This is a genomic window from Spirillospora sp. NPDC127506 (assembly GCF_040302145.1).
In the GTDB taxonomy this organism is placed as follows: Bacteria; Actinomycetota; Actinomycetes; order Streptosporangiales; family Streptosporangiaceae; genus Spirillospora.
The window spans coordinates 43,435-69,055 of the sequence record NZ_JBEORG010000021.1 but is presented as its reverse complement, the minus strand read 5'-3'; the positions used below and the strand labels follow the sequence as shown (position 1 = coordinate 69,055).

The window sequence follows — 25,621 nt, the reverse complement described above, 5'->3', positions numbered from 1 at the left end:
CCAGGTGCGCGGGGGCGTGGGGCATGAGTGGGCTTTCGGCGGTGCCGGCCACGGTCGTGAGGGGCGGGGACAAGCGGTATCCGGCGCTCAGCCGGGGGTTCAACCAGCGGTGGGTCGCCGCGCCGGAGTACGTGCGGCTCGTGCGGACGCCCGAAGAGGCCAGGGCGGCGCTCGCGGAGGCGGTCGGCGAGGAGCCGGCGGACCCCGCGCGGACGCGGATCACGGTTCGGTCCGGCGGGCACTGCTACGAGGACTTCGTGTGCGGTGAGGACGTGCGGGTGATCCTGGACGTCAGCCCGATGTGCGGGGTGTCCTACGACGAGTCCATGAAGGCGTACTGCGTCGAGGCCGGGGCGACGAACTGGCATGTGTACGGCCGGCTGTATCCGGTCAGCGGGAAGGCGCTGCCCGGCGGGGCGTGCTTCTCGGTGGGGCTCGGCGGGCACGTCCCGGCGGGCGGGTTCGGGCTGCTGTCGCGGCAGCACGGGCTGACCGTCGACTACCTCTACGCGGTCGAGGTGGCGGTGGCCGACGAGGACGGGAACGTCAGGCTGGTGGTGGCCCGGCGCGACGACCGGGACTCTGAGCTGTGCGGGCTGTGGTGGGCCCATTCCGGGGGCGGGGGAGGGAACTTCGGGCTGGTCACCCGGTTCTGGTTCCGGGGGCTTCCGCAGCCGCCGGGACAAGTGCTCCTGGCGGCGTTGGCGTGGGACTGGAGCGACTTCACCAAGGACGAGTTCGCCGCGCTGGTGACCGCGTTCGGGGAGTACTTCCGCGACCATCAGAACCCGTCGACCGCGGCGGGGAAGCTGTTCGCGATGCTGAAGCTCAACCACGTGAGCAACGGGCAGATCGGGCTCCTGGCGCAGGTGGACGCGGACGACCCGGACGGCCCGCGGGCGATGGCGGAGTTCATCGCGGCCGTCGACGGGCGGATCGGGCCCGCCGCGACGAAGATGCGGTCGGTGATGGGGGAGCACTTCGTCCACCTCGATGTTCCGCGGGCGATGCCGTGGCTGACGGCGGCGCGGGCGCTCGGCTCCGGCGGCGGGAACCGCTGCGGCAAGTACAAGTCCGCCTATCTGCGGAAGCCGTTCACGGTCGAGCAGATCGATGCGATGTGGGCTTATCTCGGAAATGAGCGGTACACCGACTACGCCAATCGGCAGGCCCTCATTCAGGTCGACTCGTACGGCGGCGCCGTCAACAGGCCGCCGCACCCGACCGCGGCGAGGCAGCGCGACTCCATTCTGAAAGTGCAGTACCAGGTCTACTGGGCGGAGCAGGACGGCGGGGAGGACGCGCACATCGCCTGGATACGCGACGCCTACAAGGCGACGTTCGCGGCGACCGGCGGTGTGCCCGTCGCGGGCGGCGAGACCACGGACGGCTGCTACATCGGCTATCCGGACGCCGATCTCGGTGATCGCCGCTGGAACGAGTCGGGTCAGTCGTGGGAGACGCTCTACTACAAGGACGCCTACGCGAAACTCCAGGAGGTCAAGCGCCGCTGGGACCCGTGCAACGTGTTCCGGCACGCCCAGTCGATCCGCCCCTGAGCAGGGCCGCGACGCCGGTCGCGGACGCCTTGTCTCACCTTTATTGCATTCGTTGCCAATACTTGCGGCTGTGACGCCCGGGACAGTAGTTTCTACCGGACGAGCAGAGCGTCGGGCCGGGGGCGGCCCGGGCGGCTGGGGAGTCCATGAAGAAGCGTACCGACAGGAAGATCGCCATTGCGGGCACCGCGGCGGCGGCCGTGGTGCTGCCCACCGTCATGGTCGGCCTCGCCCAGGCCGGCATCGGCGTGCCGACCGGCAAGTCGGAGGCGTCCGGCAACTCCCAGGCGATCCCCTCGTTCGGACCGGCGACGCAGCCGTCGGCGCCCGCGGGCTCCGCGTCCCCCAGCGGGTCGCCCAAGCCGGCGAAGCTGCCGAGCGTCCCGCTCGGGACCAACCCGTTCAAGACGGGCGGCGGTTCGCCGAGCCCCGGCAACCCCGACACCGACAGCGGCAGCCACGGCAAGAAGCCGCACATGCCGCCGGGCACGACGTCCAGCAAGTACGCCAAGGCCCCGGACGGCGCCGCGATCACCGGCGTGAAGAAGGTCAACTCGCGCATCTTCGACGTGACGATCGCCTCGCCCGCGCTCGGCGCGGCCGTGAAGACCCGGGTGATGATCCCCAAGGGCTGGAAGTCCAAGACCACCAAGACGTGGCCGGTCGTGTACGCCTACCACGGCGGCAACAACAACTACACGTCCTGGACGAAGGACTCCGACATCGAGCAGGTCATCGGCCCGTACAACGCGATGGTCGTGATGCCCGAGGGCGGCTGGAACGGCTCGTACACCAACTGGTGGAACGGCGGCAAGGGCGGCATCCCCAAGTGGGAGACCTTCCACATCGACGAGGTCATCCCGCTGATGGAGCGCAACTTCCACGCCGGGTCGGTGCGCGCCGCGATCGGCCTGTCGTCCGGCGGGCAGGGCGCCATCACCTACGCCGAACGGCACCCCACCACGTTCAAGTACGCCGCGTCCTACAGCGGCGCCCTGAACATCACCGCGCCGGGCATGCCCGTCATCCTGACGTCCATGAACCGGCAGGCGGGCACGGCCATCTGGGGCGACCCGATCACCGCGCGGGCGAACTGGCGGGCGCACGACGCCACCGTCAACGTCGCCAAGCTGAAGGGCATCGGCGTCTACGTCTCGTCCGGCAACGGCGAGCCCGGCCCCTTCGACAACCCCGACACCCCGCCGCTGGACGCGGGGCGGATCGGCGAGCAGCTCGCCGGGACGATGAACGAGAACTTCGTCGCCGCCGCGAAGCAGGCCGGCATCCCGGTCACCGCGCACCTGTACGGGCCCGGCATGCACAACTGGAAGTACTGGAAGCGGGAGCTGGCCGCGAGCTGGCCGAAGATCGCCGCCACGATCGGCGCCGGCAAGTCCTGACCGGGCCGCCGGCCCGGTTCGCCGCCGAGGAGGACGGCGGGCGGTGGCCGCGCACGGCCCGTTCCTGCACAGCCCGGCCCGGCTCGGGGCGCGCCGGGTAGCGTGGCCGGGGTGAAGGGGTTCGCGCGGCGCGAGTTCCAGCTCGTGCTGCTCCGCCGCATGGCCGACTACCAGCCCGGCCTCGTCGAGGACGCGATGCGCGCGCTCGGCGCGTCCCGCACCGAGATGCGGGAGGTCAACGCGCGCTGGCAGCGCATCCTGCGGTCCCGGACGTTCCCGCGCGGCCGCCGCCGCTACGAGGCCGTCCTCGGCCCGCCCGCCGGCGCCGCCGGCCGGCGGATCGGCGACGTCGCGTGCGAGACCGCGTGGTGGCCGCCGCTGCCGCTGTGGCCCGGCCTCCGCTTCGAGATCATGATGGCGCCGGACGGCTCGGTCGTGCAGGAGTGGCTCGTCCGCGACGACGGCGTCCCCGTGCCGGAGCTGACGACCGCCGACGACCTCGTCCCCTGGTCGTGCGTGGTGGGCGACGTCGACGCGCGGTTCGGCGCGGTGGCCCACCAGGACGGCGACGCGCCCAGCCGCTGGCACGCGACGATCACGATGCCCGACGGCGGCGCCTACGTCGCGCATTTCGTCTGGGGCCTCCTCCAGACGGTCGTGAGCACCTGAACGCCGCGCCGCGAAAACGGTACGGCTTGCCGAATATTGGGCTCACTTTGGCACGTCTGCTTGCGGGCTGCGTCATGGAGATTGCGCACCCGTCCCTAGCGTGAGGCTCATGGACGCAGTGAACGGACGGCGCGGCGAAAGTCCGGCGGGGGGCAAGGCAAAGGGCTATGTCCTCGGAACACCCTTTTGGGTGGAAATCGCCAGCCCGGACGTCGAGGTGTCGCGCCGCTTCTACGGCGACCTGTTCGGCTGGTATTCCTACACGCTGGCCACCGACGGCTACGGCGACTACGTGGTCTTCACCCTCCGCGACATCAACGGCCCGGGGGTCGCCGGCATGCAGCGGCTGACCGACGACACGCAGCCGCCGTCCTGGTCGTGCTACTTCTACACGGGCGACCTCACGGCCACGCTGGACGCCGTCCAGGCCGCGGGCGGGCAGCCGCTGATGGAGCCCGCCACCATCGCCCACATCGGGCGCGCGGCGCTGTGCGCGGACACCCAGGGCGCCGAGTTCGCACTGTGGGAGCCGCACGACCCGGAGCTGACGCCCGACGCCGCCGTGCCGGAGTCGATGTGCTGGGTGGAGCTGGCCTGCCGGGACGTCGAGGAGGCCCGCCGCTTCTACGGCGCCGTGTTCGGCTGGAAGGCCGTCGACCGCGACTACTACGGCACCGTCTACACCGACTGGGAGGTGGACGGCTGGCCGGTGGCGGGCATGGTGGCGATGGACGAGCGCTGGCCGCCCGGCTACCCGGCCCACTGGATCCCGTACTTCTGGGTGTCCGACTGCGACGGCTCCGCCGCGCGCGCGGTCGAGCTGGGCGCGCGGACCCGCGTCCCGCCGAGCGACATGGAGAACGGCCGCTTCTCGGTCCTGACGGACCCGACCGGCGCCCGCTTCGCCGTCCTCGCGCCGAGCCGGGAGGCCGCGAGGAGGTTCCATCCCCGCCGCTGACCCGGCCGGACGTACAGCTGTGGACCCGCCGACCTTTGGATGATCTTGATGATTCCCGACGACGGCGCAGATCGCGCCCGCCTCCCCAGTGCCGCCGGCATGCGAGCTGTCAGGGGCCGGCGATGCCCGAGGTGACCTCGTTCGCCCCCGGCTTCCCGACCTGGGCGGAGCTGGCCAGCCCGGACCCGGAGCGGTCGAAGGACTTCTACTGCGACCTGTTCGGCTGGTACTCCTACACGCTGACCTCGGACATGGGCGAGTACGAGATGTTCACTCTCGGCGGCGTCCAGGGGCCGGAGGTCGCCGGGATGCAGACCCTCGCGGACGACTCCCTGCCCTCCTCGTGGACGTGCTACTTCCGCACCGCCGACATGGCGGCCTCGCTCGACGCCGTCCGCCGGGCGGGCGGCCTGGTCCTGGTCGACTCGCTCGACGTGGCCGACCTCGGGCAGCTGTCCGTGTGCTCCGACCCGGAGGGCGCCGACTTCGCCCTCTGGTACCCGTACCACCTGCAGGGCGCGGGCGTCGTGGACGAGCCGGCCGCGATGTGCTGGGTGGAGCTGGCCTGCCGCGACATCGAGGGCGCCCGCCGCTTCTACGGCGAGGTCTTCGGCTGGAGGTCCGTGGAACGCGACTACCACCGTCCCGTCTACATCAACTGGAAGGTGGGCGACTGGTCCGTGGCGGGCATGGTCCCGATGGACGAGCACTGGCCGCCCGGCTACCCGGCCCACTGGATCCCCTACTTCTGGGTGTCCGACTGCGACGAGTCCGCCGCCGCGGCGGCCGAGCTGGGCGGGCGCGTGCACATCCCGCCGACCGACATCAAGCCGGGCCGCTTCTCCGTCATCACCGACCCGACCGACGCCCGCCTGGCCCTCCTCACCCCGGCCGTCGAGGACCGCGCCGCCGTCCGCGCCCGCCCCTGACCGCGCCCGCCCCTGACCGCGCCCGCCCCTGACCGCGCCCGCCCCTGACCGCGCCCGCCGCGGGGCCGCGCCCCGCGGACCGCCGTCAGGGGGCCGGGAGGTCGCGGTCGGGGGCGTAGAGGCGGCCGAGGAGCATCAGGACGAGCTCGTCGATGACCTCGTCGAGGGTGGCGTCGACCCAGCCGGCGCTCCAGTCGTGCAGGAGGCCGTTGATGCTGCCGATGAAGGCGGTCGCGGCGATCCGGTAGTCGCGGTCCGGGATCTCGCCGCGCTCGGCGGCGGCGGCCGCCTCGGAGCAGATGAAGTCGACCCAGCGGGCGCGGCGGGTGAGCCGCTGCCGGTCCATGCGGGGGCTGACCCCGACGATCTCGACGAACGCGATGCGGATGCGGGCCCGGTCGGCGGTGATGCTGGCGGCGTAGGCGCGGAAGAGGCGGGCGGTGCGCTCGGCCAGGTCGAGGCCCTGGACGGACGGGAGCGCGGCGACGACGTCGCGTTCGGCGGCGTCGTTGACCTCGAGGTGCAGTTCCGCGAGGAGGTCCTCCAGCGTCTTGAACTCCTCGTAGAACTGGCGGGTGGACAGGCCGGCCTTCTCGCTGAGCGCGGCGACCGTCGTGCCCCGGTAGCCGGGGCCGCGGCCGAACATCTCCAGCCCGGCGTCCAGGAACCTGCGGTGCCGCTCGGCGCGCCGCTCGGCCGCGGATCTGCCCCGGTACCTGCCGGTCGGCTGTGCGCGCCTGCCCGCCACCTCGCTCCTCCCCACGACCCGGACGGCATTTTCCCGCATCTGGGTCTTGTGCCGTACCCCACCCTGGATTACTGTCCAGTAACCAAGTCCGAACACGGCCGTTTTCAGACTGGAGACCCCACCCCCACTGGAGGACGCGATGCCTTCCCGAAGTCTCCGAAGACGAACCGCACTGCTCGGCTGCGCCGTCCTGGCGGCGACCGCGCTGTCCGGCGCCCTGCCCGCGCAGGCCCAGCCCGCCGAGACGGCCGCGCTGCGCGACGTGATGGCCGTCGGCAACGGCCAGGGCGGCACGGTCAGCTTCATCGACACCGCCACCTACCAGAACCTCGGCTCCATCAACGTCGTCCCCGACCTGCAGGAACGCCTGAACTCGATGACGGTCGTGGAGCGCATCGGCTACGAGGCCGTCAACGCCGCCCAGGGCTACCGCAAGCTCGTCGACGACATGGCCGTCTCACCGGACGGCAGGACGCTCTACATCTCGCGGGGCGCGCTGTCGGACGCGGTCGCGTTCGACATCGCCACGAAGCGGATGCTGTGGCGCCACAAGACCGAGGGCTTCAAGGCCGACCACGCGGCGCTGTCGGCGGACGGCCGGCAGTTCATCGTCTCGGCCACCACCGCGAGCAAGGCCGAGGTCATCGACACCGCGACCGGGCAGCTGCAGACCAGCTTCGCGACCGGCACCTACCCGCACGCCAACGACTACTCGCCGGACGGGACGATCCTCTACAACTCCAGCATCGGGATCACCTCGCTCCCCAAGATCCTCAACGCGCTCAAGGGGGCGCGGTCCGTCACGGCGGTGGACGCCAGGACGTTCAAGAGGCTGCGCACGTACAACTTCGAGTACGGGATCCGCCCCGCGGTGTTCACCCGCGACAACAAGACGATGTACGCGCAGCTGTCCTACCTCAACGGGTTCGTCGAGTACGACCTGGCGGCCGGGAAGATCACGCGGACGGTGAAGATGCCGTTCAGCGAGAAGGCCGCCAAGATGAAGCCGGACGACTACCCGCAGAACTCCGCGCACCACGGCATGGCGATGAACGCGGACGAGTCCAAGCTGTGCGTGGCCGGGACGATCGACGACTACGTGTCCATCGTCTCCCGCCCCGGCCTGACCACCGACGGGACCGTCACCTACGCCGCCGACGCCCTGCCGTACTGGACGCAGACCAGCCCGAACGGCCACGACTGCTTCGTCTCGCTCGCCGAGGACGACCAGGTCTCCGTGGTCGACTACCGCACCGCCAGGGAGGTCGCCCGCATCGACGTCGGCCGCTTCCCGCAGCGGGAGCGCGCCGCCAAGCTCACCCCCGAGGCCATCGCGTCCCTGGACCCGGCCAAGGGCTGACCCGCCCGCCGAACCGGCCCGGCCGACCGGCCGCCGCGGGGCCCGCCGCCACCCACATCCGGCGGCCCCCGCGGTGGCCTCCTGCTTTTCGCGGGGCGCCGGCGACTTGTCTCCAGAATTGTTGACAATTTGGGTGACAAGGTGGAGGGTACCGGCATGAGCACTTCCGCCTCTCCCAGCCCGCTGCTCGTCGTCAGCGCCCACGCGGGCGACTTCGTCTGGCGCGCCGGCGGCGCGATCGCGCTGGCGGCCTCGCGCGGCGACCGCGCCAAGGTGGTGTGCCTGAGCTACGGCGAGCGCGGCGAGTCCGCGCGCGCCTGGCGCGAGGGCAAGCGGCTGGAGGAGATCAAGAAGCTGCGGCGGGCCGAGGCCGAGGCCGCCGCGGCGGAGCTGGGCGCCGAGATCGAGTTCCTGGACGCCGGCGACTACCCCCTCGTCGAGTCGCAGGAGCTGGTCGACCGGCTCGTGCGGATCTACCGGGAGTTCGTGCCGGCCGTCGTCCTCACGCACACCCTCGCCGACCCGTACAACGGCGACCATCCGGCGGCGGCGCGGATGGCGCTGCAGGCCCGCGTGCTCGCCCAGGCGATCGGCTACGACGCGCCCGGGGAGCCGCTCGGCGCGCCGCCGGTGTTCCTCTTCGAGCCGCACCAGCCGGAGCAGTGCGACTTCAAGCCCGACGTGCTGCTGGACATCACGTCCGTGTTCGACAGGAAGCGCGCCGCGATGGAGTGCCTGCCCGCGCAGGTCCACATGTGGGACTACTACACCGAGCTGGCCAAGCGGCGCGGCGTGCAGCTGAAGCGCAACGCGGGACCGAACCTCGGGCTGCCGCACGACACGCGGGCCGAGGCGTTCGTCCGGCTGTACCCGCAGACCACGACGGAGCTGGCATGAGGACCGTCGTCGTCACGAACCCGCCGCGCGCGGACGCCGCCGCGGTCGACTCCCTCGCCCGGTACGGCGTCGCGACCGTCCACGAGGCCATGGGGCGCACCGGGTACCTCGGGCCGTCGATCCGGCCGGTGCACCTCGGGTCGCGCATCGCCGGGACGGCGGTCACCGTCCTGTCCTGGCCGGGCGACAACCTGATGATCCACGTCGCGGTCGAGCAGTGCCGCCCCGGCGACGTGCTGGTGGTGGCCACCACCTCGCCGTCCACCGACGGCATGTTCGGCGAGCTGTTCGCGACCGCCCTGCGGCACCGGGGCGTGCGCGGGCTCGTCATCGACGCCGGGGTGCGGGACGTCGCGGAACTGCACGCGATGGGCTTCCCGGTCTGGTCGGCGGCCGTCAGCGCGCAGGGCACGGTGAAGGCCACGCCCGGCGCGGTGAACGTGCCGGTCGCGATCGGCGGGCAGCTCATCCGGCCGGGCGACGTGATCCTCGCGGACGACGACGGGGTCGTGCGCGTCGAGCGGGAGTCCGCCGCCGCCGCGGTCGAGGCGGCGCAGGCCCGGGAGGAGAAGGAGGCCGCGACCCGCGCCGCGTTCCAGCGGGGCGAGCTCGGCCTCGACCGGTACGGGCTGCGCGAGCGGCTCCCGGAGCTGGGCATCGAGTACGTCGACTACGCCCGCTACGCCGAGCAGACCGGGCGCGGCTCATGACCGGGGTGCGCTGCATGCTCTTGCGCGGCGGGACGTCCAAGGGCGCGTACTTCCTCGCCGAGGACCTGCCCGCCGACCCGGCCGAACGCGACGACCTGCTGCTGCGGGCCATGGGCACCCCCGACCCCCGGCAGATCGACGGGATCGGCGGCGCGCACCCGCTGACCAGCAAGGTCGCGGTGGTGTCGCCGTCCGCCGACGGCGCGGCCGACGTCGACTACCTGTTCCTGCAGCTCGGCGTCGAGGAACCGACGGTCTCGGACCGGCAGAACTGCGGGAACCTGCTCGCCGGCGTCGGCCCGTTCGCCGTCGAGCGGGGGCTCGTGCCGGCGGGCGGGGACCGGACGAGCGTCCGCATCCGGATGCTGAACTCCGGCAGCGTGGCCACCGCGACATTCCCGACACCCGGCGGGGCCGTGGACTACGACGGCGGCACCGCCATCTCCGGCGTGCCCGGGACGGCCGCGCGGATCGATCTGGACTTCGCGGGGACGGAGGGATCGTCCTGCGGGGCGCTGCTTCCCACCGGCCGTCCCCGCGACCTGATCGACGGCATCGAGGTCACCTGCGTCGACAACGGCATGCCGGTCGTGGTCGCCGCCGCGTCCGACCTCGGCGCCACCGGCTACGAGACCGACCTGTCCCGCCTGCGGGACAGGATCCAGTCGCTGCGGCTGGCGGCGGGCGAGTTGATGGGCCTCGGCGACGTCGCGGCCGCGCCGGTGCCGAAGACCACCCTCGTCGCGCCGCCCCGCGCCGGCGGCATGATCTGCACCCGCACGTTCATCCCGCTGCGCATGCACACCTCGATCGGCGTCCTCGGCGCCGTCAGCGTCGCCACCGCCCTGCTGCTCGACGGCGCCGTGGGCCGCGACCTCGCCGAGGTCCCGCCGCCGGGCGCGCCCATGGGCATCGAGCACCCGGCCGGCCGGCTCGACGTGGTGGTCGAGCTGGACGGCACGTCCGTCCGGCGGGCCAGCATCGTCCGGACGGCCCGCAAACTCTTCGACGGCACCGTCTTCCCCCGGAGTATCCGATGAGCATCAAGCACGAGATCGCCCACGTCGCGCACGTCGAGCTGCTGACGCCCGAGCCCGAGAAGAGCCTGTGGTTCTTCACCCGCGTCATGGGCCTCACCGAGGTCGGCGCCGAGGGCGACTCGGTGTACCTGCGGACGTGGGACGACTACGAGCACCACACGCTCAAGCTCACCGCGCACAGCACGTCCGGCATCCGGCGGACCGGGCTGCGCGCGTCCTCGCAGGAGGCCCTCGACCGGCGCGTCAAGGCGATCGAGGAGGCCGGGCTCGGCGTCGGCTGGCGGGACGGCGACCCCGGCCTCGGCCCCACCTACGTGTTCCGCGACCCCGACGGCCACGAGCTGGAGATCTACTGGGAGTCGGAGTGGTTCGAGGCGCCGCCGGAGCTGGCGCCGTCACTGAAGAACCAGGCGCAGGCGTACCCGGCGATGGGCGTGTGCGTCCGCCGCCTCGACCACGTCAACTTCCTGGCCGCCGAGGTGGTGCCGAGCACCGACTTCCTGCGGGACGTCCTCGGCGGGCACGCCACCGAGCAGATCCAGCTGGACGACGGCTCGATCGCCGCCCGCTGGATGACGTTCACCAACAAGTCCTACGACATCGTCTACACGCGGGACTGGACGGGCACCACCGGCCGCCTGCACCACATCGCCTTCGCCACCGACACCCGCGAGGACATCCTCCGCGCCGCCGACATCTTCCTGGACAACGACGTCTTCATCGAGACGGGCCCGCACAAGCACGCCATCCAGCAGACGTTCTTCCTCTACGTCTACGAGCCGGGCGGCAACCGCATCGAGCTGTGCAACCCGTGCGCCCGGCTCGTCCTCGCGCCGGACTGGAAGACGATCACCTGGACGGAGGCGGAGCGGGCCAAGGGCCAGGCGTGGGGCCTGAAGACGATCGAGTCGTTCCACACCCATGGCACCCCGCCGGTCGGTTAGACAGGCGCCGCAGCAGGTCGCGGCTGGCGGCGGCCATCGCCGGGGGGACGTCCAGCTCCTCCAGCATGGCCGCGGCCGCCTCCATCTCGGCGGCGCGGCGGACGGCGTGCCGGTAGGTGCCGCCGACGAGCCGGTCCACGGTGTGCTCGCCGGCCGCGGTCAGCTCCGCGACGATGTTCGCGCGGAGCCACTCCTCGCAGCCGGCGGCCCGCGCGGCTTCGAGCGCCTCGACGACCGACCCGGCGAGCCCCTTGAAGAACACGCTGCGGAGCAGCTTGCGCTCGGCGGCGAGCCCGGCGGGGCCGTCCATCACCTCGACGTCGGCGCCGAGCGGGCCGAGGACGCCCGCGACGCCGGCGGCGCCGGCGCCGCTGGCCAGCAGCGGCGTGCGCAGCCCGCGCCCCGGCACCGGCGCCATGATCGCCACATCGGCGAACCGGACGCCGGCCTCCCGCGCGATGGCGTCGAGCTCCCGCTTGAGACCGGGCGAGCCGGTGTTGAGGTCGGCCCAGACCGCGCCGCCGCCGACCGCTCCGGCGCCCGCCCTGAGCGCCGCGGCGGCGTCGTGCGCGCTGTTGACGCTCAGCACGAGATCGGCCCCGGCCGCCGCCTCGGCCTCGCTGCCGCAGGCGACCATCCCGTCCGGCACGGCGACGGCGGGGTCGTAGCCGCGCACGACGGCGCCCGCCGCGACGAGGCCGCCCGCGATGGCGCCGCCCGCCTCACCCAGTCCCAGCACCGCGATCGCCGGCATGCCGTTCCCCTCCCGCGCGAGACCTCCCGCCGCGGCTACCCTAGATCAGCGACAAAAATGGCGACAATCCGGGAGTGCCGGTGACCGATGTGGCGAGCGGGATCCGCGAGGCGATCCTGAGCGGCCAGTTCGTCCCGAACCAGCGGCTGATCGAGGCGGACCTGTCCGAGCAGTTCGCCGCCAGCCGCGCCAGCGTCCGCGCGGCCCTCGCCGAACTGGCCAACGAGGGGCTCATCGAGCGCGTGCAGAACCGCGGCGCCCGGGTCCGCGCCGTGTCGCTCGCCGAGGCGGTCGAGATCTGCGAGGTCCGCATGGTGGTCGAGGGCCTGTGCGCGGCCAAGGCCGCCGAGCGGGCCACCGACGCCGACGCCGCCGGGCTGCGGGAGATCGGCGACGCGATGCGCGCCGCCGTCGACTCCGGCGACGTGCTCGGCTACTCCCGGCTGAACGAGCGCCTGCACCGCCGCGTCCGGGAGATCAGCGGGCAGCGGACGGCCGCGGGCGTCCTGGAGCGGCTGCGCGCGCAGAACGTCCGCCACCAGTTCCGGCTCGCCATGCACCCGGGCCGCCCGCAGGTCTCGCTGCCGCAGCACCTCGGCATCATCGAGGCGATCGCGGCCCGCGACCCGGACGCCGCCGAGCGGGCCGCCCGCGCCCACCTGCGCAGCGTCATCGAGACCCTCCCGGAGGTCGACCCGGGCGCCGCCTCCTGACCGGCGCCTCCCGGCGGAAAACCCTTCGCGCCCGCGCGGCGGCGGCGGTTACCGTCGCGCTTGCCGCAGCGGGCGATCTTGCCCTGCGGCGGTCGTCATCGAGCGAAAAAGAGGATCCCGATGACAACCACCGCCCTTGCCCTCGCCAAGGTCCGCAACATCGGGATCATGGCGCACATCGACGCCGGCAAGACGACGACCGCCGAGCGGATCCTGTTCTTCACCGGCGTCTCCCGCCGCATCGGCGAGGTGCACGACGGCGCCGCCGCGCTCGACTACATGAAGCAGGAACGCGACCGCGGCATCACGATCACCTCCGCCGCGACCACCTGCCTCAAGGTCACGGCCGACCGGCACCTCGGCCGGTTCACCTACGTCCGGGTCTACACCGGGCGCCTGGCGCCTGGCGCCACCGTGCTCAACAGCGCCAAGGGGCGGAAGGAGCGGATCGGCAAGATCTACCGCGTCCACGCGGACAAGCGGGTGGAGACCGGGTCGGCGGGCGCGGGCGACATCGTCGCCGTCACGGGCCTGAAGCGGACCGCCACCGGCGAGACGCTGTGCGACGCCGCGCACCCGGTCGTCCTGGAGTCCATGGACTTCCCGGCCCCGGTCATCGAGGCCGCGATCGAGCCGAAGTCCAGGGGCGACGCAGAGAGGCTGGGCGCGGCCGTCCACCGGCTGTCGGAGGAGGACCCGTCCTTCCAGGTCCGCGACGAGGACGGGCAGACCGTCATCGGCGGCATGGGCGAGCTTCATCTGGAGGTCCTCGCCGACCGCCTGAAGGAGGAGTTCCATGTCGAGGTCCGCAGCGGCATGACGTCCGGCCGGGGCGTCTTCACGATGCGGTTCGCGGCGTACGCCGAGGTCCCGCCCCGGGTCGCCGAGAAGATCATCGCGCGCTGAGCCCCCCGAGGCCGGGGCCGCACGGGACGTGCGGCCCCGGTCAGCTCCAGATGGTCACGTAGACCGGGGGCCGGAAGCGGGACGGCGGGACGCCCGAGCCGGGGGAGCGCATGATGTGCAGCGCCTCGGCGGTGGCCAGGAACCGGCGGAACGCGCCCGCGAGCGGCGGGCGCCGGTCCGGCGCCAGCGTGGTGGCGTGCCAGGTGATCTCCACCGGTGTGGCGGGCGTGCCGATGACGCGCAGCTCGCCGCGCTGCACGCGCGGCGCGACCAGGTGCGCGATCGCCACCGCGAGGCCGTCGCCGTCGGCCGCCGCAGCCCACGCCGCGGTCTGCGTGGGGTAGACGCGGACGCGGTCCTCCGGCACCTTCAGCCGGCGCAGCAGCCGGGACGTCTCGCTGGACGGGTCGGTCCCGGACGGGTCCACCAGCCACAGCGGGCGGGGGGCGGGCGCGGTGCCGACGGCGATGAGCCGGGCCCGGAAGACGGGCTCGCCGACCAGGCCGCCCTGGTCGTCGGCGAGGGGCGGGCCGAGGGCGATGTCGGCGAGGCGGTTGTGCAGCAGGACGGCCATCTCCCGTCCGGCCGCGACACCGGCGTCGCCCTCGACGCCGCGCGGGGAGCGGGCCGCGAACGCCTCCAGCAGCGGGGTCGCGACGAACTCGGCCAGGGCGGGGACGGCGACGACCCGCAGCGTCTCGGGCGCGCCGAGCGCGGCGCGGACCGCGCCCTCCGCCTCCGCGCCGAGCACCACCATCTGCGAGGCGATCGGCAGCAGCCGCGCGCCGCCCTCGGTGAGCGTCATCCCGCCGGGCCCGCGGACCAGCAGCGGGTCGCCCAGGTGCTGGCGCAGCGCGGTGAGCGCCTGGGAGACGGCGGGCTCGCTCACGTTCAGCGCCCGCGCGGCCTCCTTCACCGAGCCGAGCCGGGCGACGAGCACGAACGCGCCGAGCTGCGTCAGCGTCATACCGACCAGTCTGCGCGGTTTCGGGCCCCACGTTAAGGCTTCCCTTATTCGGCCGTTGTGGCCGCATGCGGGCGGGGTGAGAATCCGGCCACATCCACTCCGAGGGGGGGCGCCGTGCAGGTTCCCGCTAATTTCGAGTACGCGAAGGCGACGACCGTCGAGGAGGCCCTCGCACTGCTGGCGCGGCACGGCGACGAGGCCCGGGTGGTGGCCGGCGGCCACAGCCTCATCCCGATGATGAAGCTGCGGCTGGCCCAGCCCGAGGCGCTGATCGACATCAACGACGTGGACGAGCTGGCCCGCATCCGGATCGACGGCGACGAGCTGTGCGTGGGCGCCCTCGTCCGGCACGCGGAGCTGCTCGGCTCCGCCGTCGCTGGGGAGCACTTCCCGATCCTGCACGACGCGGAGCGGGTGATCGCGGACCCGGTCGTGCGCAACCGGGGGACGGTCGGGGGCTCGCTCTGCCAGGCCGACCCGTCCGAGGACCTGTCCGCGGCGTTCGGGGCGCTGCGCGCGTCGGCGGTGATCCGGGGGCCGGACGGGGAGCGGGTCGTGCCGCTGCGCGAGTTCCACACGGGTCCCTACGAGACGGTCATCGAGCCCGGCGAGCTGCTCACCGAGCTGCGCGTCCCGATCAGGCCCGGCGGGTCGAGCGCCTACGTGAAGGTCGAGCGGCGCGTCGGGGACTGGCCGCTCTGCGCCGCCGGCGCCGCGCTCTGGCTGGCGGACGGCCGCATCGCCGAGGCCGGGATCGGGCTGACGGCGGTGCGCGCCGAGCACTTCGTCGCCGCCGAGGCCGAGGACGTGCTGCGCGGCGCCGCCCCGTCCGAGGAGCTGTTCGCCGAGGCCGGGCGGGTCGCCGCCGAGCACTGCGACCCCGGCTCGGACCAGCGCGGCCCCGCCGACTACAAACGCCACCTCGCCGGTGAGCTGACCACCCGCGCGCTGCGCCGCGCCTACGAGAGGTGCCTGACGTGAACATCACCGTGACGGTCAACGGGCAGCCGTACACCCGCGACGTCGAGCCGAGGCTGCTGCTCGTCCACTTCCTGCGGGACGAACTGGACCTCACCGGGACGCACTGGGGCTGCGACACGTCCAACTGCGGCGCGTGCGTCGTCTGGCTGGACGACGTGCCGGTGAAGTCGTGCACGGTCCTGGCGGTGATGGCCGCGGGCAAGGAGGTCCGCACCGTGGAGGGCCTCGAACGGGACGGGGAGCTGGACCCCGTCCAGAAGGGCTTCACCGAGTGCCACGGCCTGCAGTGCGGGTTCTGCACGCCGGGGATGATGATGACGTCGCGGTGGCTCCTCGACCGCAACCCCGACCCGACCGAGGCGGAGATCCGCGAAGCGCTGTCGGGGCAGATCTGCCGGTGCACCGGCTACGAGAACATCGTCCGGTCCGTCCGCTGGGCGGCCGAGCACCCCGTTGAGGACGCGGCCGAGGAAGTGGCGCGATGAGCGAGAACGGGCAGGCCGGGAACGTCTCCGCGGGCAACGGCCACGCGGGCGACGGGCACGCGGGCAACGGGCACGGGTTCGGGCGGGTGCCGCGCAAGGAGGACGCCCGCTTCATCCGCGGCAAGGGCAACTACGTCGACGACCTCAAGCTGCCGGGGATGCTGTACGGGGCGGTGCTGCGCAGCCCGTACGCGCACGCCCGGCTCGTGTCGGTCGACACGGCGGCGGCCGAGGCGCACCCGCAGGTGCGGGCCGTGATCACGGGCGAGACGCTCGCGGGGCTGAACCTGGCGTGGATGCCGACCCTCTCCGGGGACGTCCAGGCCGTCCTCGCGACCGACAAGGTGCGGTTCCAGGGGCAGGAGGTCGCGTTCGTCGTCGCCGACTCGCACTACGCGGCGCGGGACGCCCTCGAACTCATCGACGTCGACTACGAGGCGCTGCCCCCGGTCATCGACGCCCGCCGCGCGCTGGACGAGGGCGCACCGGTCATCCGCGACGACGTCGAGGGGCGCACCGACAACCACATCTTCGACTGGGAGGCCGGCGACGCGTCCGCCACCGACCGCGTCTTCGAGGAGGCCGAGGTCGTCGTCGCGCAGGACGTCCTGTACCCGCGCGTCCACCCGGCGCCGCTGGAGACGTGCGGGATCGTCGCCGACATGGACAAGGTGACCGGCAAGCTCACCGTGCACACCACCACCCAGGCCCCGCACGCCCACCGCACCGTGTACGCGCTGGTCGCCGGGCTGCCCGAGCACAAGATCCGGGTGGTGTCGCCGGACATCGGCGGCGGCTTCGGCAACAAGGTCGGCATCTACCCCGGCTACGTGTGCGCGATCGTCGGGTCGATCGTGACGGGCCGCCCGGTCAAGTGGATGGAGGACCGGTCGGAGAACCTGATGACGACCTCGTTCGCCCGCGACTACCACATGCGGGGCGAGATCGCCGCGACGCGGGACGGCCGCGTCCGGGGGCTGCGGGTGAAGGTGCTCGCCGACCACGGCGCGTTCAACGGGACGGCGCAGCCGACCAAGTTCCCCGCCGGGTTCTTCCACGTGTTCACCGGCTCGTACGACATCGAGGCCGCGCACTGCGCCGTCACCGGCGTCTACACCAACAAGGCGCCCGGAGGCGTCGCCTACGCCTGCTCGTTCCGCATCACCGAGGCCGCCTACCTCGTCGAGCGCATGATGGACGTGCTCGCCGCCGAACTCGGCGCGGACCCGGCCGAGCTGCGGCTCCGCAACCTGCTGCGCGCCGAGCAGTTCCCGTACTCGACCGCGACCGGCTGGGAGTACGACTCCGGCGACTACCCCCGCGCCCTCCGCAAGGCGATGGAGATCGCCGGGTACGAGGAGCTGCGCGCCGAGCAGGCGGCCCGGCGCGAGCGCGGCGAGCTCATGGGCATCGGCATCAGCTTCTTCACCGAGGCGGTCGGCGCCGGGCCGCGCAAGCACATGGACATCCTCGGGCTCGGCATGGCCGACGGCGCCGAGCTGCGCGTCCACCCGACCGGGAAGGCCGTGCTGCGGATCTCCGTCCAGTCGCAGGGGCAGGGCCACGAGACGACGTTCGCGCAGATCGTCGCGCACGAGCTCGGGATACCGGTGGACGACGTGGAGGTCGTCCACGGCGACACCGACCAGACGCCGTTCGGGCTCGGCACCTACGGGTCGCGGTCCACCCCGGTGTCGGGCGCGGCGACGGCGGTGGTCGCGCGGAAGGTGCGCGAGCGCGCCCGGATCGTCGCGGGCGCGATGCTGGAGGCGGCGCCGGAGGACCTGGAATGGACGCCGGGGCGCTGGGGCGTGCGCGGCGACCCGTCGTCCGGCGCGACCATGCAGGAGATCGCGATGGCCGCGCACGGCAGCCTCGAACTCCCCGAGGGCGTGGAAGGCCACCTCGACGCGACGACCGTCTACAACCCGCCGAACCTGACCTACCCGTTCGGCGCCTACATCGCGGTCGTCGACGTCGACCCGGGGACGGGCAAGGTCTCCGTCCGGCGGTTCGTCGCGGTGGACGACTGCGGCGTCCGCATCAACCCGATGATCGTCGAGGGGCAGGTGCACGGCGGCCTCGCCGACGGCGTCGGGATGGCGCTCATGCAGGTCATGGCGTTCGACGAGGACGGCAACCACCTCGGCGCGTCGTTCATGGACTACCTGCTGCCGACCGCGATGGAGTGCCCGTCGTGGGAGCTGGGCGAGACCGTCACGCCGTCCCCGCACCATCCGCTCGGCGCGAAGGGCGTCGGCGAGTCCGCGACGGTCGGCTCGCCCGCCGCGATCGTCAACGCGGTCGTGGACGCGCTCGCGCCCTACGGCGTCCGGCACGCCGACATGCCGCTCACCCCGGCGAACGTCTGGCGCGTCATCCAGGGACGGCCGTTCCGCACGGACCTGGCGATCCCATGATGGACAAGACGGAGAGGCTGCGCGGCGAGCGGACCCCGTACGTGCTCGCCACGGTGGTGCGGGCGGAGCGCCCGACGAGCGCGAAGACCGGCGACCGGGCGCTCGTCCTGCCGGACGGGACGATGGAGGGGTTCGTCGGCGGCCACTGCGCCGAGTCGGCGGTGCGCGACCAGGCGCTGCGGCTGCTGGAATCGGGCGAGTCGACGCTGCTGCGCATCACCCCCGACGCCGGGGGCGATCCGCTGGACGGGCTGGTCACGGTCACCAACCCGTGCCTGTCCGGCGGGACGGTCGACGTGTTCCTCGAAGCGGTGATCCCCCCAGCGCTGCTCAGCGTGTACGGGGACGGCCCGGTCGCGCGTGCGTTCGCCGACGTCGGCCGCGCGGCCGGTTTCGACGTCCGGCCCTCGGCCGCGGCGGACCCGCCGCCGCCGGACGCGGCGGCGGTCGTCGTCGCCACCCACGGCCGCGACGAGGAGGCCGTCCTCAAGGCCGCGCTGGACGCCGGCGTCCCCTACATCGGGCTCATCGCCAGCCGGAAGCGGGGGACGGCGGTGGTCTCGGGGCTGGACGGCGGCGACCGCGTCCGCACCCCGGCGGGCCTGGACATCGGCGCCCGCACCGCGCCCGAGATCGCCCTGTCGGTGCTGGCGGAGATCCTCTCGCTGCGTCCGGCCCGGCCCCGGAGGACAGGGACCGGGGCCGAGCCGGACGTCCACCACCACTGCTGCGACTGAGGGAGGGATCAGGGCGTCGCGCTCGCCGGCGCCCGCCGCCGGCGGCCCGCGAGGCGGGAGTCGAGCGCCCACGCGCCCGGCCCCAGCACCGCGATCAGCAGGAACGCCCAGCAGAACAGCGCCGCGCTCTCGCCGCCGTTGCGCAGCGGCAGCAGCGCGTGCGGCTGGTGGACGGTGAAGTACGCGTACGCCATCGAACCGGACGCCAGCACGGCCGCCGCGCGGGTGCCGAGCCCGGCCAGGACCAGCGCGCCGCAGCCGAGCTGGATCAGCGCGGCCCACCAGCCCGGCCACGCCCCGGCCTCGATCGCGTGGCCGCTGCCCCGGTTGCCGCCCAGCACCCCGAACAGCGACGCCGCGCCGTGGCACAGGAACAGCAGCCCGACGACGCCGCGGAACAGCGCGAGCACGGGCCCGGCCAGCCGGTCCACCGGGATCATCCCTCGGTCACCCACCCGTGCATGATGCCCATGACGTCCGCGAGGCCGGCCTCGGACGCCTTGTACGACGCGGTGATCTTCAGGGTGTCGCCCCGGTTGATCCAGCCGATCGGCGAGCCGCTGCACGACGGCATCCGGGAGACCTCCGTCATGCCGTGGTGGTCGATGAACTCGGGCGTGCCGCCCTCCTCGGCCGCGCTGCGGCAGAGCAGCTGCCCGGTGGTGGTGTTCTCGGTCTGCACCGCGATCCCGCCGTGGTGCAGGTGGCCGCGGATGTGGACGAGGTTCCCGGAGACCGTCGAGCGCCACGTCCGCGACCTCTCGCTCGGCTCGGCGGGGGTGTCCCAGGTGGAGTCGATGCAGCCGCCGACGTCCAGCCAGAGCGGGATGACCGGCGTGATGTGCGAGCCGAGCACCGGCTGGTAGGTGAACGTGAACTCCAGGTAGGCGGTCTTCTCCTCGTGCGCGTGGTTCATCAGGTCGGCGAGCAGCGTCCACCGGTCGAACGGGCCGATCCGGAACCCGTAGCCGGCCGGGAACACGCTCTCCATCCGCTCGTTGCCGGACGCGAGGACGCGCCGCGGCCCGCCGCACACCGTGTCCCACGCCGCCGAATTGAAGATGACGGCGTGGTGCAGCATCGGCCCGGTATTGATGTTGGCATTGCTGCCGTCCGCGTACACGAGATTCGGTTTGAATCCCGTGATGTAGCAGTTCTCGCACGGCTTTTCGACGTTGAACGCGAGCTGGTTCGGCAGCATGCCGTGCTCGCCGTTCTCCGCCTTGGGAATGGTGTAGGGCCCGTACCGCAGCGTCACGGTCTGCGGCGCCGCGGCCTTCGCGGGCGGTGCGGCCTGGGCGGTGGCGGGTGCGGGCGCGGTGCCGGCGAGCGCCATGACCGCGCAGGCGAGGACGATGATCCGTCCGAGGAGCGTTCGTCCGGGGGATGTTCGTGCGGGGGGCGTTCGGTCGAGGGACATGGGTCTCCTCCTTGGGGAGCCGCGCCGCGCGGAGAACCGCGGCGCATTTTTCGGCATGCGGCGGCCGACCGGTGGAAAAGGGAGCTCCGCGACGATGCGGGAATGGTCGGCCGCGACGCACCACACAGTGAACGGCGCCCGGCGCCAAGTCAATTGTGCCGGTTCACAGTGATCGCGGGGCGGACGCCTGAGCTGCCATTCCATGGGGCGCCCGCGAACACGGACCGGCGATTTCACCGATGGACGGGCCGGGGCGCGGCGCCGCGATCAGGGCTAGGCTGCGTCGGGCGCGGGGCGCCGGGCCCCGCCCGGTCGCGGGAGGGAGAGTCCGCAGTGTTCGAATCGGTGCTCGTGGCGAACCGCGGGGAGATCGCCGGCCGGATCCTGCACACCGCCCGCGCGATGGGCCTCAAGGCCATCGCCGTGCACTCCGCGGCCGACGCCGACCTGCCGTTCGTCGCCGAGGCGGACGAGGCCGTCCTGATCGGCCCCGCCGACCCGGCCCGCAGCTACCTCAACGTCCCCGCGATCCTGGAGGCCGCGCACCGCACCAACGCGCGGGCGATCCACCCCGGCGACGGCGTCCTCGCCGAGAACGCCTCGCTCGCCCGGCAGGTCGCCGAGCGCGACCTGGTCTGGGTCGGTCCGCCGCCGCTCGCCATCGCCCGGATGGGCGACAAGATCAACTCGCGGAACCTGATGAAGGAGGCGGGCGTCCCCGTCGCGCCCGGCGCGTGGGAGCCGGTCCCGGACGCCGGCACGGCGGCCGAGGAGGCCGAGCGCATCGGCTACCCCGTCATGGTGAAGCCCGCCGCGGGCGACGGCGGCGTCGGCCTGGCCGCCGCGCACGACGAGCCGTCCCTGCGCACCGCCTACGAGACGGCCCGTGCCGCCGCCGACCGCGTCTTCGGGCACGGCGAGGTGCTGCTGGAGCGGTACGTGCCTGGCGCCCGGCACATCGAGGTGCAGATCCTCGGCCTCGCCGACGGCACGGTCGTCCCGTTCGACGAGCGCGACTGCTCCGTCCAGCGCCGCTACCAGAAGATCGTCGAGGAGACCCCGTCGCCGGGCGTCACCCCCGCCCTCCGGGAGCGCATGCTGGCCGCGGCCGTCCGCGCGGGCGACGCGGTCGGCCACCGGGGCGTCGCCAGCGTCGAGTTCCTCGTCGACCCCGCCGCGCAGGAATTCTGGTTCCTGGAGATGTGCACCCGACTGCCGTCCGGTCACGTCGTCACCGAGATGACCACCGGGATCGACCTCGTCGAGCAGCAGTTCCGCATCGCCGCGGGCGAGCCCGTCTCGTTCACCGGCCCGGACCCGCGCGGCCACGCCATCGCGTTCCGCGTCCACGCCGAGGACCCGCGCGAGTTCCTGCCCGGCTCCGGCGAGATCAAGGTGTGGGAGGAGCCCGTCGGCGACGGCATCCGCATCGACGCCGGGTACGCCGAGGGCAACACCGTCACGCCCGTCTACCACCCGCTGCTCGCCAAGCTGACCGTCCACGGCGACGACCGCGCCCACGCGCTGGCCCGCGCCCGCGCCGCCCTCGGCGCGTTCCGCATCGAGGGCCCGCCGACGAACCTGCCGTTCCTGCGCGAGCTGCTGGACTGCCCCGAGTTCGCGGACGGCTCCTACGACACCGGCGTCGTGGGCCGCATGCGCACGCCGTCGTAAGGTATGGCCGTGTACTGCGACCGCTGCGGCGAACCCGCCGCCGAGGGCGACCACGCCGCCTGCCGCGCCGCCCGCGAGATGGAGCCGCCCCGCTACTGCGCGCACTGCCGCCGCCGCATGGTGGTCCAGGTGACCCCGCTCGGCTGGACGGCCCGCTGCGCCGAGCACGGCGCGCTGCGGAGCGCGTCCTAGAACGCCAGCGCGTAGGTCAGCAGGTCCACTCCCGGCGCCGGTGCCCAGTCCCGCTCCGGGGTGCGCACGAACCCCAGCCGCTCGTACATCCGCTGCGCCGCGCGCATGTTGCGCTGCGTGGAGAGCCGCAGCCCGCGCAGCCCGGCCGCCCGCGCCCGCTCCACGCACGCCGTCACCATGGCGCGCCCCGCGCCCTTGCCGCGCGCCTTCTCCAGGACCGCGAGCATCCGGAGCTCCGCCTCGCCGGGCCCGGCCAGCTCCGCGTAGGGGCTGTCGGGCGGGCAGTAGGCGACGGCCCCCGCGACCTCGCCGCCGACCTCGGCGACGAGCAGCTCGGCCTTCTCGGCCCGGTCGCCCGCGTTCCGCAGGGTCTTCACATAGGACGACTCCGGCGACACCAGCCCGCCGTGCACATAGACCTCGACGGTCAGATCGCCGACGAGCTCGTACTCCTCGGGCCGCGCCACCCGTACGACCAACGCGTCGGACATGGGTCGTCGATCCTCCATGCGGGCCGTGCGGGTGGACGACCTGCCGCCACCGACGACCGCCCGATCAGCGTAGTCGCCGCGGCGGCCGCGGCGGCACCGGCTCCGGTCCCTTGACGGCGCCGCGGCCGGACGGTTGATTGGCGGGGAGCCAATAACACCTGGGAGGGCTGATGCCGGTTCCCCGCTCCATCCTCGGCACGCAGGGCGCCACCGACATGGACCTGGAGGTCGTCGCCGGCGCCTGGCCGGACGACGTGCGCGGCCACTACGTCGTCAGCGCCTCCGACCAGCGGACCCGTCCGCGGCACGCGTTCTTCGGCGACGGGATCATCGCGCGGATGCCGCTCAGGCCGGACCCCGGCGGGCGGTTCCCCTGGCGGGCGCGCGTCATCGACACGCCGTCCGTGCGGCTGCGCGGCAAGCGGCCCGACCTGTTCACCGCCGGGCCGGTAGGCACCGACTCGCCGTGGGGGTTCGTCAACGCCGCCAACACCGCGCCGCTCCCGTGGGGCGACCGGCTCTTCGCGACCTGGGACGCCGGGCGTCCCGTCGAGGTCGACCCCGTCACGCTGGAGTTCGTCGCCGAGGTCGGGCACCGCGACGACTGGAGGCCCGCGATGGACCACGCCGTCCTGCCGCTGGTCTCCACCACCGCGCACCCGGTCGTCGACCCCGAGCGCGGCTGCCTGTGGAGCGTCAGCCGGGACGTGCTGACCGGCGCCGTCTCCGTCATCCGCTACGACGGGACCGGCACCCGCGTCCACCGCTGGGAGGTCGAGGACGCGGCGCTGCCGCAGGCCACCCACACGATCACGCAGACCCGCGACTGGCTGGTCCTGGCCGACACCGCCTACCGGATCGAGGTCGAGGAGATCTTCGGCGGGGACCGCACCGCGCCCAACAACCCGGACGGGCCCGTCCTGCTGATCCGCAAGGACGACCTGCTCCCCGGGCGGAGCACCGTCGCCTGCACCGTGTTCCGCCTGGCCCCCGAGGTCAACCACTTCTACGCCCGCTACGACGACTCCGACGGCGTCGAGGTCGTCATGGAGCACGGAGAGGGCGTCGACATCGGGATGTACCTGCGCGAGGACGACGTCGACGTGTACGGCCGCCCGATCGACCCGGCGCTGCGCGGCATGTACTGCCACGGCATGGCGCCCGCGCTCACGACCGTCCTGCGGTTCGACCCGGAGACCGGCCGGATCACCGAGCGCGCCCGCGCCCGCGACCCGGAGCGCTGGTGGCAGGCCGAGCTGTCCGCCATCGACTGGAGCATCGAAGGGCAGACGGCGCCGACTCGGCACCACCTCGTCTACCTGGGCTTCCACCCCGAGGCGGTCAACCGGCGGGCCATGCGCAACTACGCGGGCCGCGTCGACCCGGCGCTGTTCCCGCCCGAGGAGACCCCGGCCGTCCTGGTGAGCCACGACCGCGAGGACCTCAAGGCGCTGTCCGAATGGACGTTCGCGCTGGACGACTACCCGACCTCGCCGTCCTTCGTCCCGCGCGGGCACGGCGGCAGCCGGTACGCGGGCGCGGAACCCGGCGGGCACGACGGGTACCTGGTCGTGGCCGTCCACAACGACGACCGCTTCCGCGTCGAGCTCTTCGACGCCGCCGACGTCGGGCGGGGCCCCGTCGCCGTGCTGGCCCCGCCGCGCGGGACCACGGTGCCGTTCCTGATCCACTCGGCGTGGATGCCCGAAGCCGTCCCGGCGCCCGACGTCGAGCGCCTCCGCTTCGCCGACGACCTCGACGCCCGCCTGGACCGGCTGGACCCCGGCCTGGCGGCGACCGCCCGCGAGGTGGCCGCCGAACTGGACGCCCGCCGGAGCCCGCGGCGCGGCGGTACCGGGTCGTCCGGCACGGAGGGCGGCTAGCGCAGGTCCGCGCAGGACGACTCGGCGGGGAGCAGCGGCCGGAGGCGGACGGAGTAGGTCTTGCCCCCGCTCCGCCAGGCGGTGCCGGGCTCGGACTCGGGCACCTTCGCCGACGGCGCCAGGGTGCAGATGCTCCCGGCCACCCGGACCCCGTCGCCGAGCGGCTCCAGCGGCCACTTCTTCGCGGTGCCGCTCCCGGGCATCTCACCGGCGAGGACGGCGGTCCTCTCCGGCCTGTACGGCTTCGGCTCCGCGGCCTGGTCGGACGCCGCCCACCCGGCCGGGTCCAGCTTCTTCAGGAAGCGGGCCTCCGGGCCGGCCTGCGACTCCGGCTGGATGATGCGGGTCGTCGCGCCGTCCAGGGTGACCACGGTGACGACCGCGTCGGCGATCCGGTCGGAGCCGACCGTGTGCGAACGGCCGAGGCCCGCGGCGCGCGCCTCGTCCAGGAGCCGGCGCAGCGCATCGGGTCTCAGGCGGTACTCGGTCAGCTCGCCCCGGGACGCGACGACCGCGCGCCCCGTGGAGTAGAGCGAGAACCCGGGGACGGAGCCGGGGCCGCCGATGCCGGCGATGCCGCCGGTCTCCCTCCGGCGCAGGACGAGGTGCTCGCCGGCGGGGGTGTCCTTGGCGGGGGGCGATGCCGCGGACGCGGACGGTGCGGGCGGAGCCGAGGGCCCGGCCTCACCGGAGCCGCCGCCGCAGGAGGTCAGCGCGCAGGCGGCCAGCGCCGCGCAGGCGAGAGCCGGCGCCCGGCGGGAACGCGTGTACGGTCCGGCCATGG

The 25,621-nt window shown here is 73.4% G+C and carries 25 protein-coding genes and 1 pseudogene; 19 read left to right on the top strand and 7 right to left on the bottom strand.

The features are described from left to right. The first annotated feature begins 23 nt into the window (after window positions 1–23). From ABTW95_RS20725 to ABTW95_RS20705, 5 genes are all read left to right on the top strand, one after another. Window positions 24–1,559: an FAD-binding oxidoreductase gene (locus ABTW95_RS20725; protein ID WP_500227123.1), complete on the top strand. Its 1,536-nt coding sequence runs from the start codon at window positions 24–26 to the stop codon at window positions 1,557–1,559. Window positions 1,560–1,705: 146 nt separating this feature from the next. Further along, complete coding sequence (locus ABTW95_RS20720) at window positions 1,706–2,959, top strand: alpha/beta hydrolase-fold protein (RefSeq protein WP_396445654.1); 1,254 nt, start codon at window positions 1,706–1,708, stop codon at window positions 2,957–2,959. Window positions 2,960–3,070: 111 nt separating this feature from the next. Then, on the top strand, window positions 3,071–3,628 hold the full coding sequence (locus ABTW95_RS20715) for a hypothetical protein (protein ID WP_500227122.1): 558 nt from the start codon (window positions 3,071–3,073) through the stop codon (window positions 3,626–3,628). Between the two features lie 190 nt (window positions 3,629–3,818). Continuing rightward, the gene (locus ABTW95_RS20710; protein WP_396445652.1) at window positions 3,819–4,586 is read left to right on the top strand and encodes a VOC family protein; all 768 of its coding nucleotides are present in this window, start codon (window positions 3,819–3,821) and stop codon (window positions 4,584–4,586) included. 122 nt (window positions 4,587–4,708) lie between these two features. Then, entirely contained in the window at window positions 4,709–5,515 is an 807-nt protein-coding gene (locus ABTW95_RS20705) for a VOC family protein (RefSeq protein ID WP_396445651.1), read from the top strand. Between the two features lie 85 nt (window positions 5,516–5,600). Here the strand turns inward: ABTW95_RS20705 and ABTW95_RS20700 are convergent, their stop codons facing one another. After that, window positions 5,601–6,278: a TetR/AcrR family transcriptional regulator gene (locus ABTW95_RS20700; protein WP_500227121.1), complete on the bottom strand. Its 678-nt coding sequence runs from the start codon at window positions 6,276–6,278 to the stop codon at window positions 5,601–5,603. 124 nt (window positions 6,279–6,402) lie between these two features. Here ABTW95_RS20700 and ABTW95_RS20695 point away from each other — a divergent pair, with 124 nt between their 5' ends. The 5 genes from ABTW95_RS20695 to ABTW95_RS20675 all read left to right on the top strand — a co-directional run bounded on the left by ABTW95_RS20695 (window position 6,403) and on the right by ABTW95_RS20675 (window position 11,214). Further along, window positions 6,403–7,623, top strand: coding sequence for a YncE family protein (locus ABTW95_RS20695; RefSeq protein ID WP_396453750.1), 1,221 nt, complete (start codon window positions 6,403–6,405; stop codon window positions 7,621–7,623). Between the two features lie 156 nt (window positions 7,624–7,779). Next, on the top strand, window positions 7,780–8,520 hold the full coding sequence (locus ABTW95_RS20690; protein WP_396445648.1) for a PIG-L deacetylase family protein: 741 nt from the start codon (window positions 7,780–7,782) through the stop codon (window positions 8,518–8,520). Further along, on the top strand, window positions 8,517–9,230 hold the full coding sequence (locus ABTW95_RS20685) for a 4-carboxy-4-hydroxy-2-oxoadipate aldolase/oxaloacetate decarboxylase (protein WP_396453749.1): 714 nt from the start codon (window positions 8,517–8,519) through the stop codon (window positions 9,228–9,230). The genes ABTW95_RS20690 and ABTW95_RS20685 overlap by 4 nt, the downstream gene beginning before the upstream one ends. Window positions 9,231–9,244: 14 nt before the next feature. Next, complete coding sequence (locus ABTW95_RS20680; RefSeq protein WP_396445646.1) at window positions 9,245–10,270, top strand: 4-oxalomesaconate tautomerase; 1,026 nt, start codon at window positions 9,245–9,247, stop codon at window positions 10,268–10,270. Continuing rightward, on the top strand, window positions 10,267–11,214 hold the full coding sequence (locus ABTW95_RS20675) for a catechol 2,3-dioxygenase (protein WP_396445645.1): 948 nt from the start codon (window positions 10,267–10,269) through the stop codon (window positions 11,212–11,214). Before ABTW95_RS20680 ends, ABTW95_RS20675 begins: the two co-directional genes overlap by 4 nt. Here the strand turns inward: ABTW95_RS20675 and ABTW95_RS20670 are convergent. Next, complete coding sequence (locus ABTW95_RS20670) at window positions 11,120–11,968, bottom strand: DUF1932 domain-containing protein (RefSeq protein WP_396445644.1); 849 nt, start codon at window positions 11,966–11,968, stop codon at window positions 11,120–11,122. The two genes, ABTW95_RS20675 and ABTW95_RS20670, sit on opposite strands and share 95 nt — an antisense overlap. 80 nt (window positions 11,969–12,048) lie before the next feature. Between ABTW95_RS20670 and ABTW95_RS20665 the strand changes: the two genes are divergently transcribed. Together ABTW95_RS20665 and ABTW95_RS20660 are read left to right on the top strand one after the other, a co-directional pair. Continuing rightward, complete coding sequence (locus tag ABTW95_RS20665) at window positions 12,049–12,681, top strand: GntR family transcriptional regulator (protein WP_396445643.1); 633 nt, start codon at window positions 12,049–12,051, stop codon at window positions 12,679–12,681. A 120-nt stretch (window positions 12,682–12,801) separates the two neighbouring features. Then, window positions 12,802–13,497: pseudogene (locus tag ABTW95_RS20660) on the top strand (GTP-binding protein); the annotation flags it as partial. Between the two features lie 130 nt (window positions 13,498–13,627). Here the strand turns inward: ABTW95_RS20660 and ABTW95_RS20655 are convergent. Beyond that, the gene (locus tag ABTW95_RS20655; RefSeq protein WP_396445642.1) at window positions 13,628–14,554 is read right to left on the bottom strand and encodes a LysR family transcriptional regulator; all 927 of its coding nucleotides are present in this window, start codon (window positions 14,552–14,554) and stop codon (window positions 13,628–13,630) included. Between the two features lie 114 nt (window positions 14,555–14,668). Here ABTW95_RS20655 and ABTW95_RS20650 point away from each other — a divergent pair, with 114 nt between their 5' ends. The 4 genes from ABTW95_RS20650 to ABTW95_RS20635 are packed head-to-tail and all read left to right on the top strand — an operon-like array spanning window position 14,669 to window position 19,177. Then, complete coding sequence (locus ABTW95_RS20650; protein ID WP_396445641.1) at window positions 14,669–15,535, top strand: FAD binding domain-containing protein; 867 nt, start codon at window positions 14,669–14,671, stop codon at window positions 15,533–15,535. Beyond that, window positions 15,532–16,020 carry a (2Fe-2S)-binding protein gene (locus ABTW95_RS20645; protein ID WP_396445640.1) on the top strand — a complete coding sequence of 163 codons (489 nt, stop codon included), beginning with the start codon at window positions 15,532–15,534 and terminating at the stop codon, window positions 16,018–16,020. The genes ABTW95_RS20650 and ABTW95_RS20645 overlap by 4 nt, the downstream gene beginning before the upstream one ends. After that, window positions 16,017–18,440 (top strand): aerobic carbon-monoxide dehydrogenase large subunit, encoded by a 2,424-nt coding sequence (locus ABTW95_RS20640; protein WP_500227120.1) that lies wholly within the window; start codon window positions 16,017–16,019, stop codon window positions 18,438–18,440. Before ABTW95_RS20645 ends, ABTW95_RS20640 begins: the two co-directional genes overlap by 4 nt. Then, window positions 18,437–19,177, top strand: coding sequence for an XdhC family protein (locus ABTW95_RS20635; RefSeq protein ID WP_500227119.1), 741 nt, complete (start codon window positions 18,437–18,439; stop codon window positions 19,175–19,177). Before ABTW95_RS20640 ends, ABTW95_RS20635 begins: the two co-directional genes overlap by 4 nt. Before the next feature lie 8 nt (window positions 19,178–19,185). Here ABTW95_RS20635 and ABTW95_RS20630 read toward each other — a convergent pair whose 3' ends face one another. Further along, window positions 19,186–19,632, bottom strand: coding sequence for a DoxX family protein (locus ABTW95_RS20630; RefSeq protein ID WP_500227118.1), 447 nt, complete (start codon window positions 19,630–19,632; stop codon window positions 19,186–19,188). Then, a complete protein-coding gene (locus ABTW95_RS20625; RefSeq protein WP_500227117.1) occupies window positions 19,614–20,597 on the bottom strand; it encodes a hypothetical protein in 984 nt (327 codons plus the stop codon). Before ABTW95_RS20625 ends, ABTW95_RS20630 begins: the two co-directional genes overlap by 19 nt. A 333-nt stretch (window positions 20,598–20,930) precedes the next feature. On the opposite strand from ABTW95_RS20625, the gene ABTW95_RS20620 reads away from it, so the two are divergent. Then, the gene (locus ABTW95_RS20620; protein ID WP_396453746.1) at window positions 20,931–22,271 is read left to right on the top strand and encodes an acetyl-CoA carboxylase biotin carboxylase subunit; all 1,341 of its coding nucleotides are present in this window, start codon (window positions 20,931–20,933) and stop codon (window positions 22,269–22,271) included. 3 nt (window positions 22,272–22,274) lie between these two features. After that, on the top strand, window positions 22,275–22,463 hold the full coding sequence (gene bsaP, locus ABTW95_RS20615) for a biotin synthase auxiliary protein BsaP (protein WP_396445635.1): 189 nt from the start codon (window positions 22,275–22,277) through the stop codon (window positions 22,461–22,463). Here bsaP and ABTW95_RS20610 read toward each other — a convergent pair. Beyond that, window positions 22,460–22,954, bottom strand: coding sequence for a GNAT family N-acetyltransferase (locus tag ABTW95_RS20610; protein WP_396445634.1), 495 nt, complete (start codon window positions 22,952–22,954; stop codon window positions 22,460–22,462). The two genes, bsaP and ABTW95_RS20610, sit on opposite strands and share 4 nt — an antisense overlap. Window positions 22,955–23,124: 170 nt before the next feature. On the opposite strand from ABTW95_RS20610, the gene ABTW95_RS20605 reads away from it, so the two are divergent. After that, complete coding sequence (locus ABTW95_RS20605) at window positions 23,125–24,837, top strand: carotenoid oxygenase family protein (RefSeq protein ID WP_500227116.1); 1,713 nt, start codon at window positions 23,125–23,127, stop codon at window positions 24,835–24,837. Here the strand turns inward: ABTW95_RS20605 and ABTW95_RS20600 are convergent. Beyond that, window positions 24,834–25,619: a hypothetical protein gene (locus ABTW95_RS20600; RefSeq protein WP_500227115.1), complete on the bottom strand. Its 786-nt coding sequence runs from the start codon at window positions 25,617–25,619 to the stop codon at window positions 24,834–24,836. The genes ABTW95_RS20605 and ABTW95_RS20600 overlap by 4 nt on opposite strands. Window positions 25,620–25,621 lie beyond the last annotated feature (2 nt).

Bases quoted from the DNA above. Each gene is read 5' to 3' on its own strand.
- ABTW95_RS20725 (WP_500227123.1), top strand. From the start codon at position 24: ATGAGTGGGCTTTCGGCGGTGCCGGCCACGGTCGTGAGGGGCGGGGAC.
- ABTW95_RS20720 (WP_396445654.1), top strand. From the start codon at position 1,706: ATGAAGAAGCGTACCGACAGGAAGATCGCCATTGCGGGCACCGCGGCG.
- ABTW95_RS20705 (WP_396445651.1), top strand. From the start codon at position 4,709: ATGCCCGAGGTGACCTCGTTCGCCCCCGGCTTCCCGACCTGGGCGGAG.
- ABTW95_RS20695 (WP_396453750.1), top strand. From the start codon at position 6,403: ATGCCTTCCCGAAGTCTCCGAAGACGAACCGCACTGCTCGGCTGCGCC.
- ABTW95_RS20690 (WP_396445648.1), top strand. From the start codon at position 7,780: ATGAGCACTTCCGCCTCTCCCAGCCCGCTGCTCGTCGTCAGCGCCCAC.
- ABTW95_RS20685 (WP_396453749.1), top strand. From the start codon at position 8,517: ATGAGGACCGTCGTCGTCACGAACCCGCCGCGCGCGGACGCCGCCGCG.
- ABTW95_RS20680 (WP_396445646.1), top strand. From the start codon at position 9,245: ATGCTCTTGCGCGGCGGGACGTCCAAGGGCGCGTACTTCCTCGCCGAG.
- ABTW95_RS20675 (WP_396445645.1), top strand. From the start codon at position 10,267: ATGAGCATCAAGCACGAGATCGCCCACGTCGCGCACGTCGAGCTGCTG.
- ABTW95_RS20670 (WP_396445644.1), bottom strand. From the start codon at position 11,968: ATGCCGGCGATCGCGGTGCTGGGACTGGGTGAGGCGGGCGGCGCCATC.
- ABTW95_RS20655 (WP_396445642.1), bottom strand. From the start codon at position 14,554: ATGACGCTGACGCAGCTCGGCGCGTTCGTGCTCGTCGCCCGGCTCGGC.
- ABTW95_RS20640 (WP_500227120.1), top strand. From the start codon at position 16,017: ATGAGCGAGAACGGGCAGGCCGGGAACGTCTCCGCGGGCAACGGCCAC.
- ABTW95_RS20635 (WP_500227119.1), top strand. From the start codon at position 18,437: ATGATGGACAAGACGGAGAGGCTGCGCGGCGAGCGGACCCCGTACGTG.
- ABTW95_RS20625 (WP_500227117.1), bottom strand. From the start codon at position 20,597: ATGTCCCTCGACCGAACGCCCCCCGCACGAACATCCCCCGGACGAACG.
- bsaP (WP_396445635.1), top strand. From the start codon at position 22,275: ATGGCCGTGTACTGCGACCGCTGCGGCGAACCCGCCGCCGAGGGCGAC.
- ABTW95_RS20610 (WP_396445634.1), bottom strand. From the start codon at position 22,954: ATGTCCGACGCGTTGGTCGTACGGGTGGCGCGGCCCGAGGAGTACGAG.
- ABTW95_RS20605 (WP_500227116.1), top strand. From the start codon at position 23,125: ATGCCGGTTCCCCGCTCCATCCTCGGCACGCAGGGCGCCACCGACATG.
- ABTW95_RS20600 (WP_500227115.1), bottom strand. From the start codon at position 25,619: ATGGCCGGACCGTACACGCGTTCCCGCCGGGCGCCGGCTCTCGCCTGC.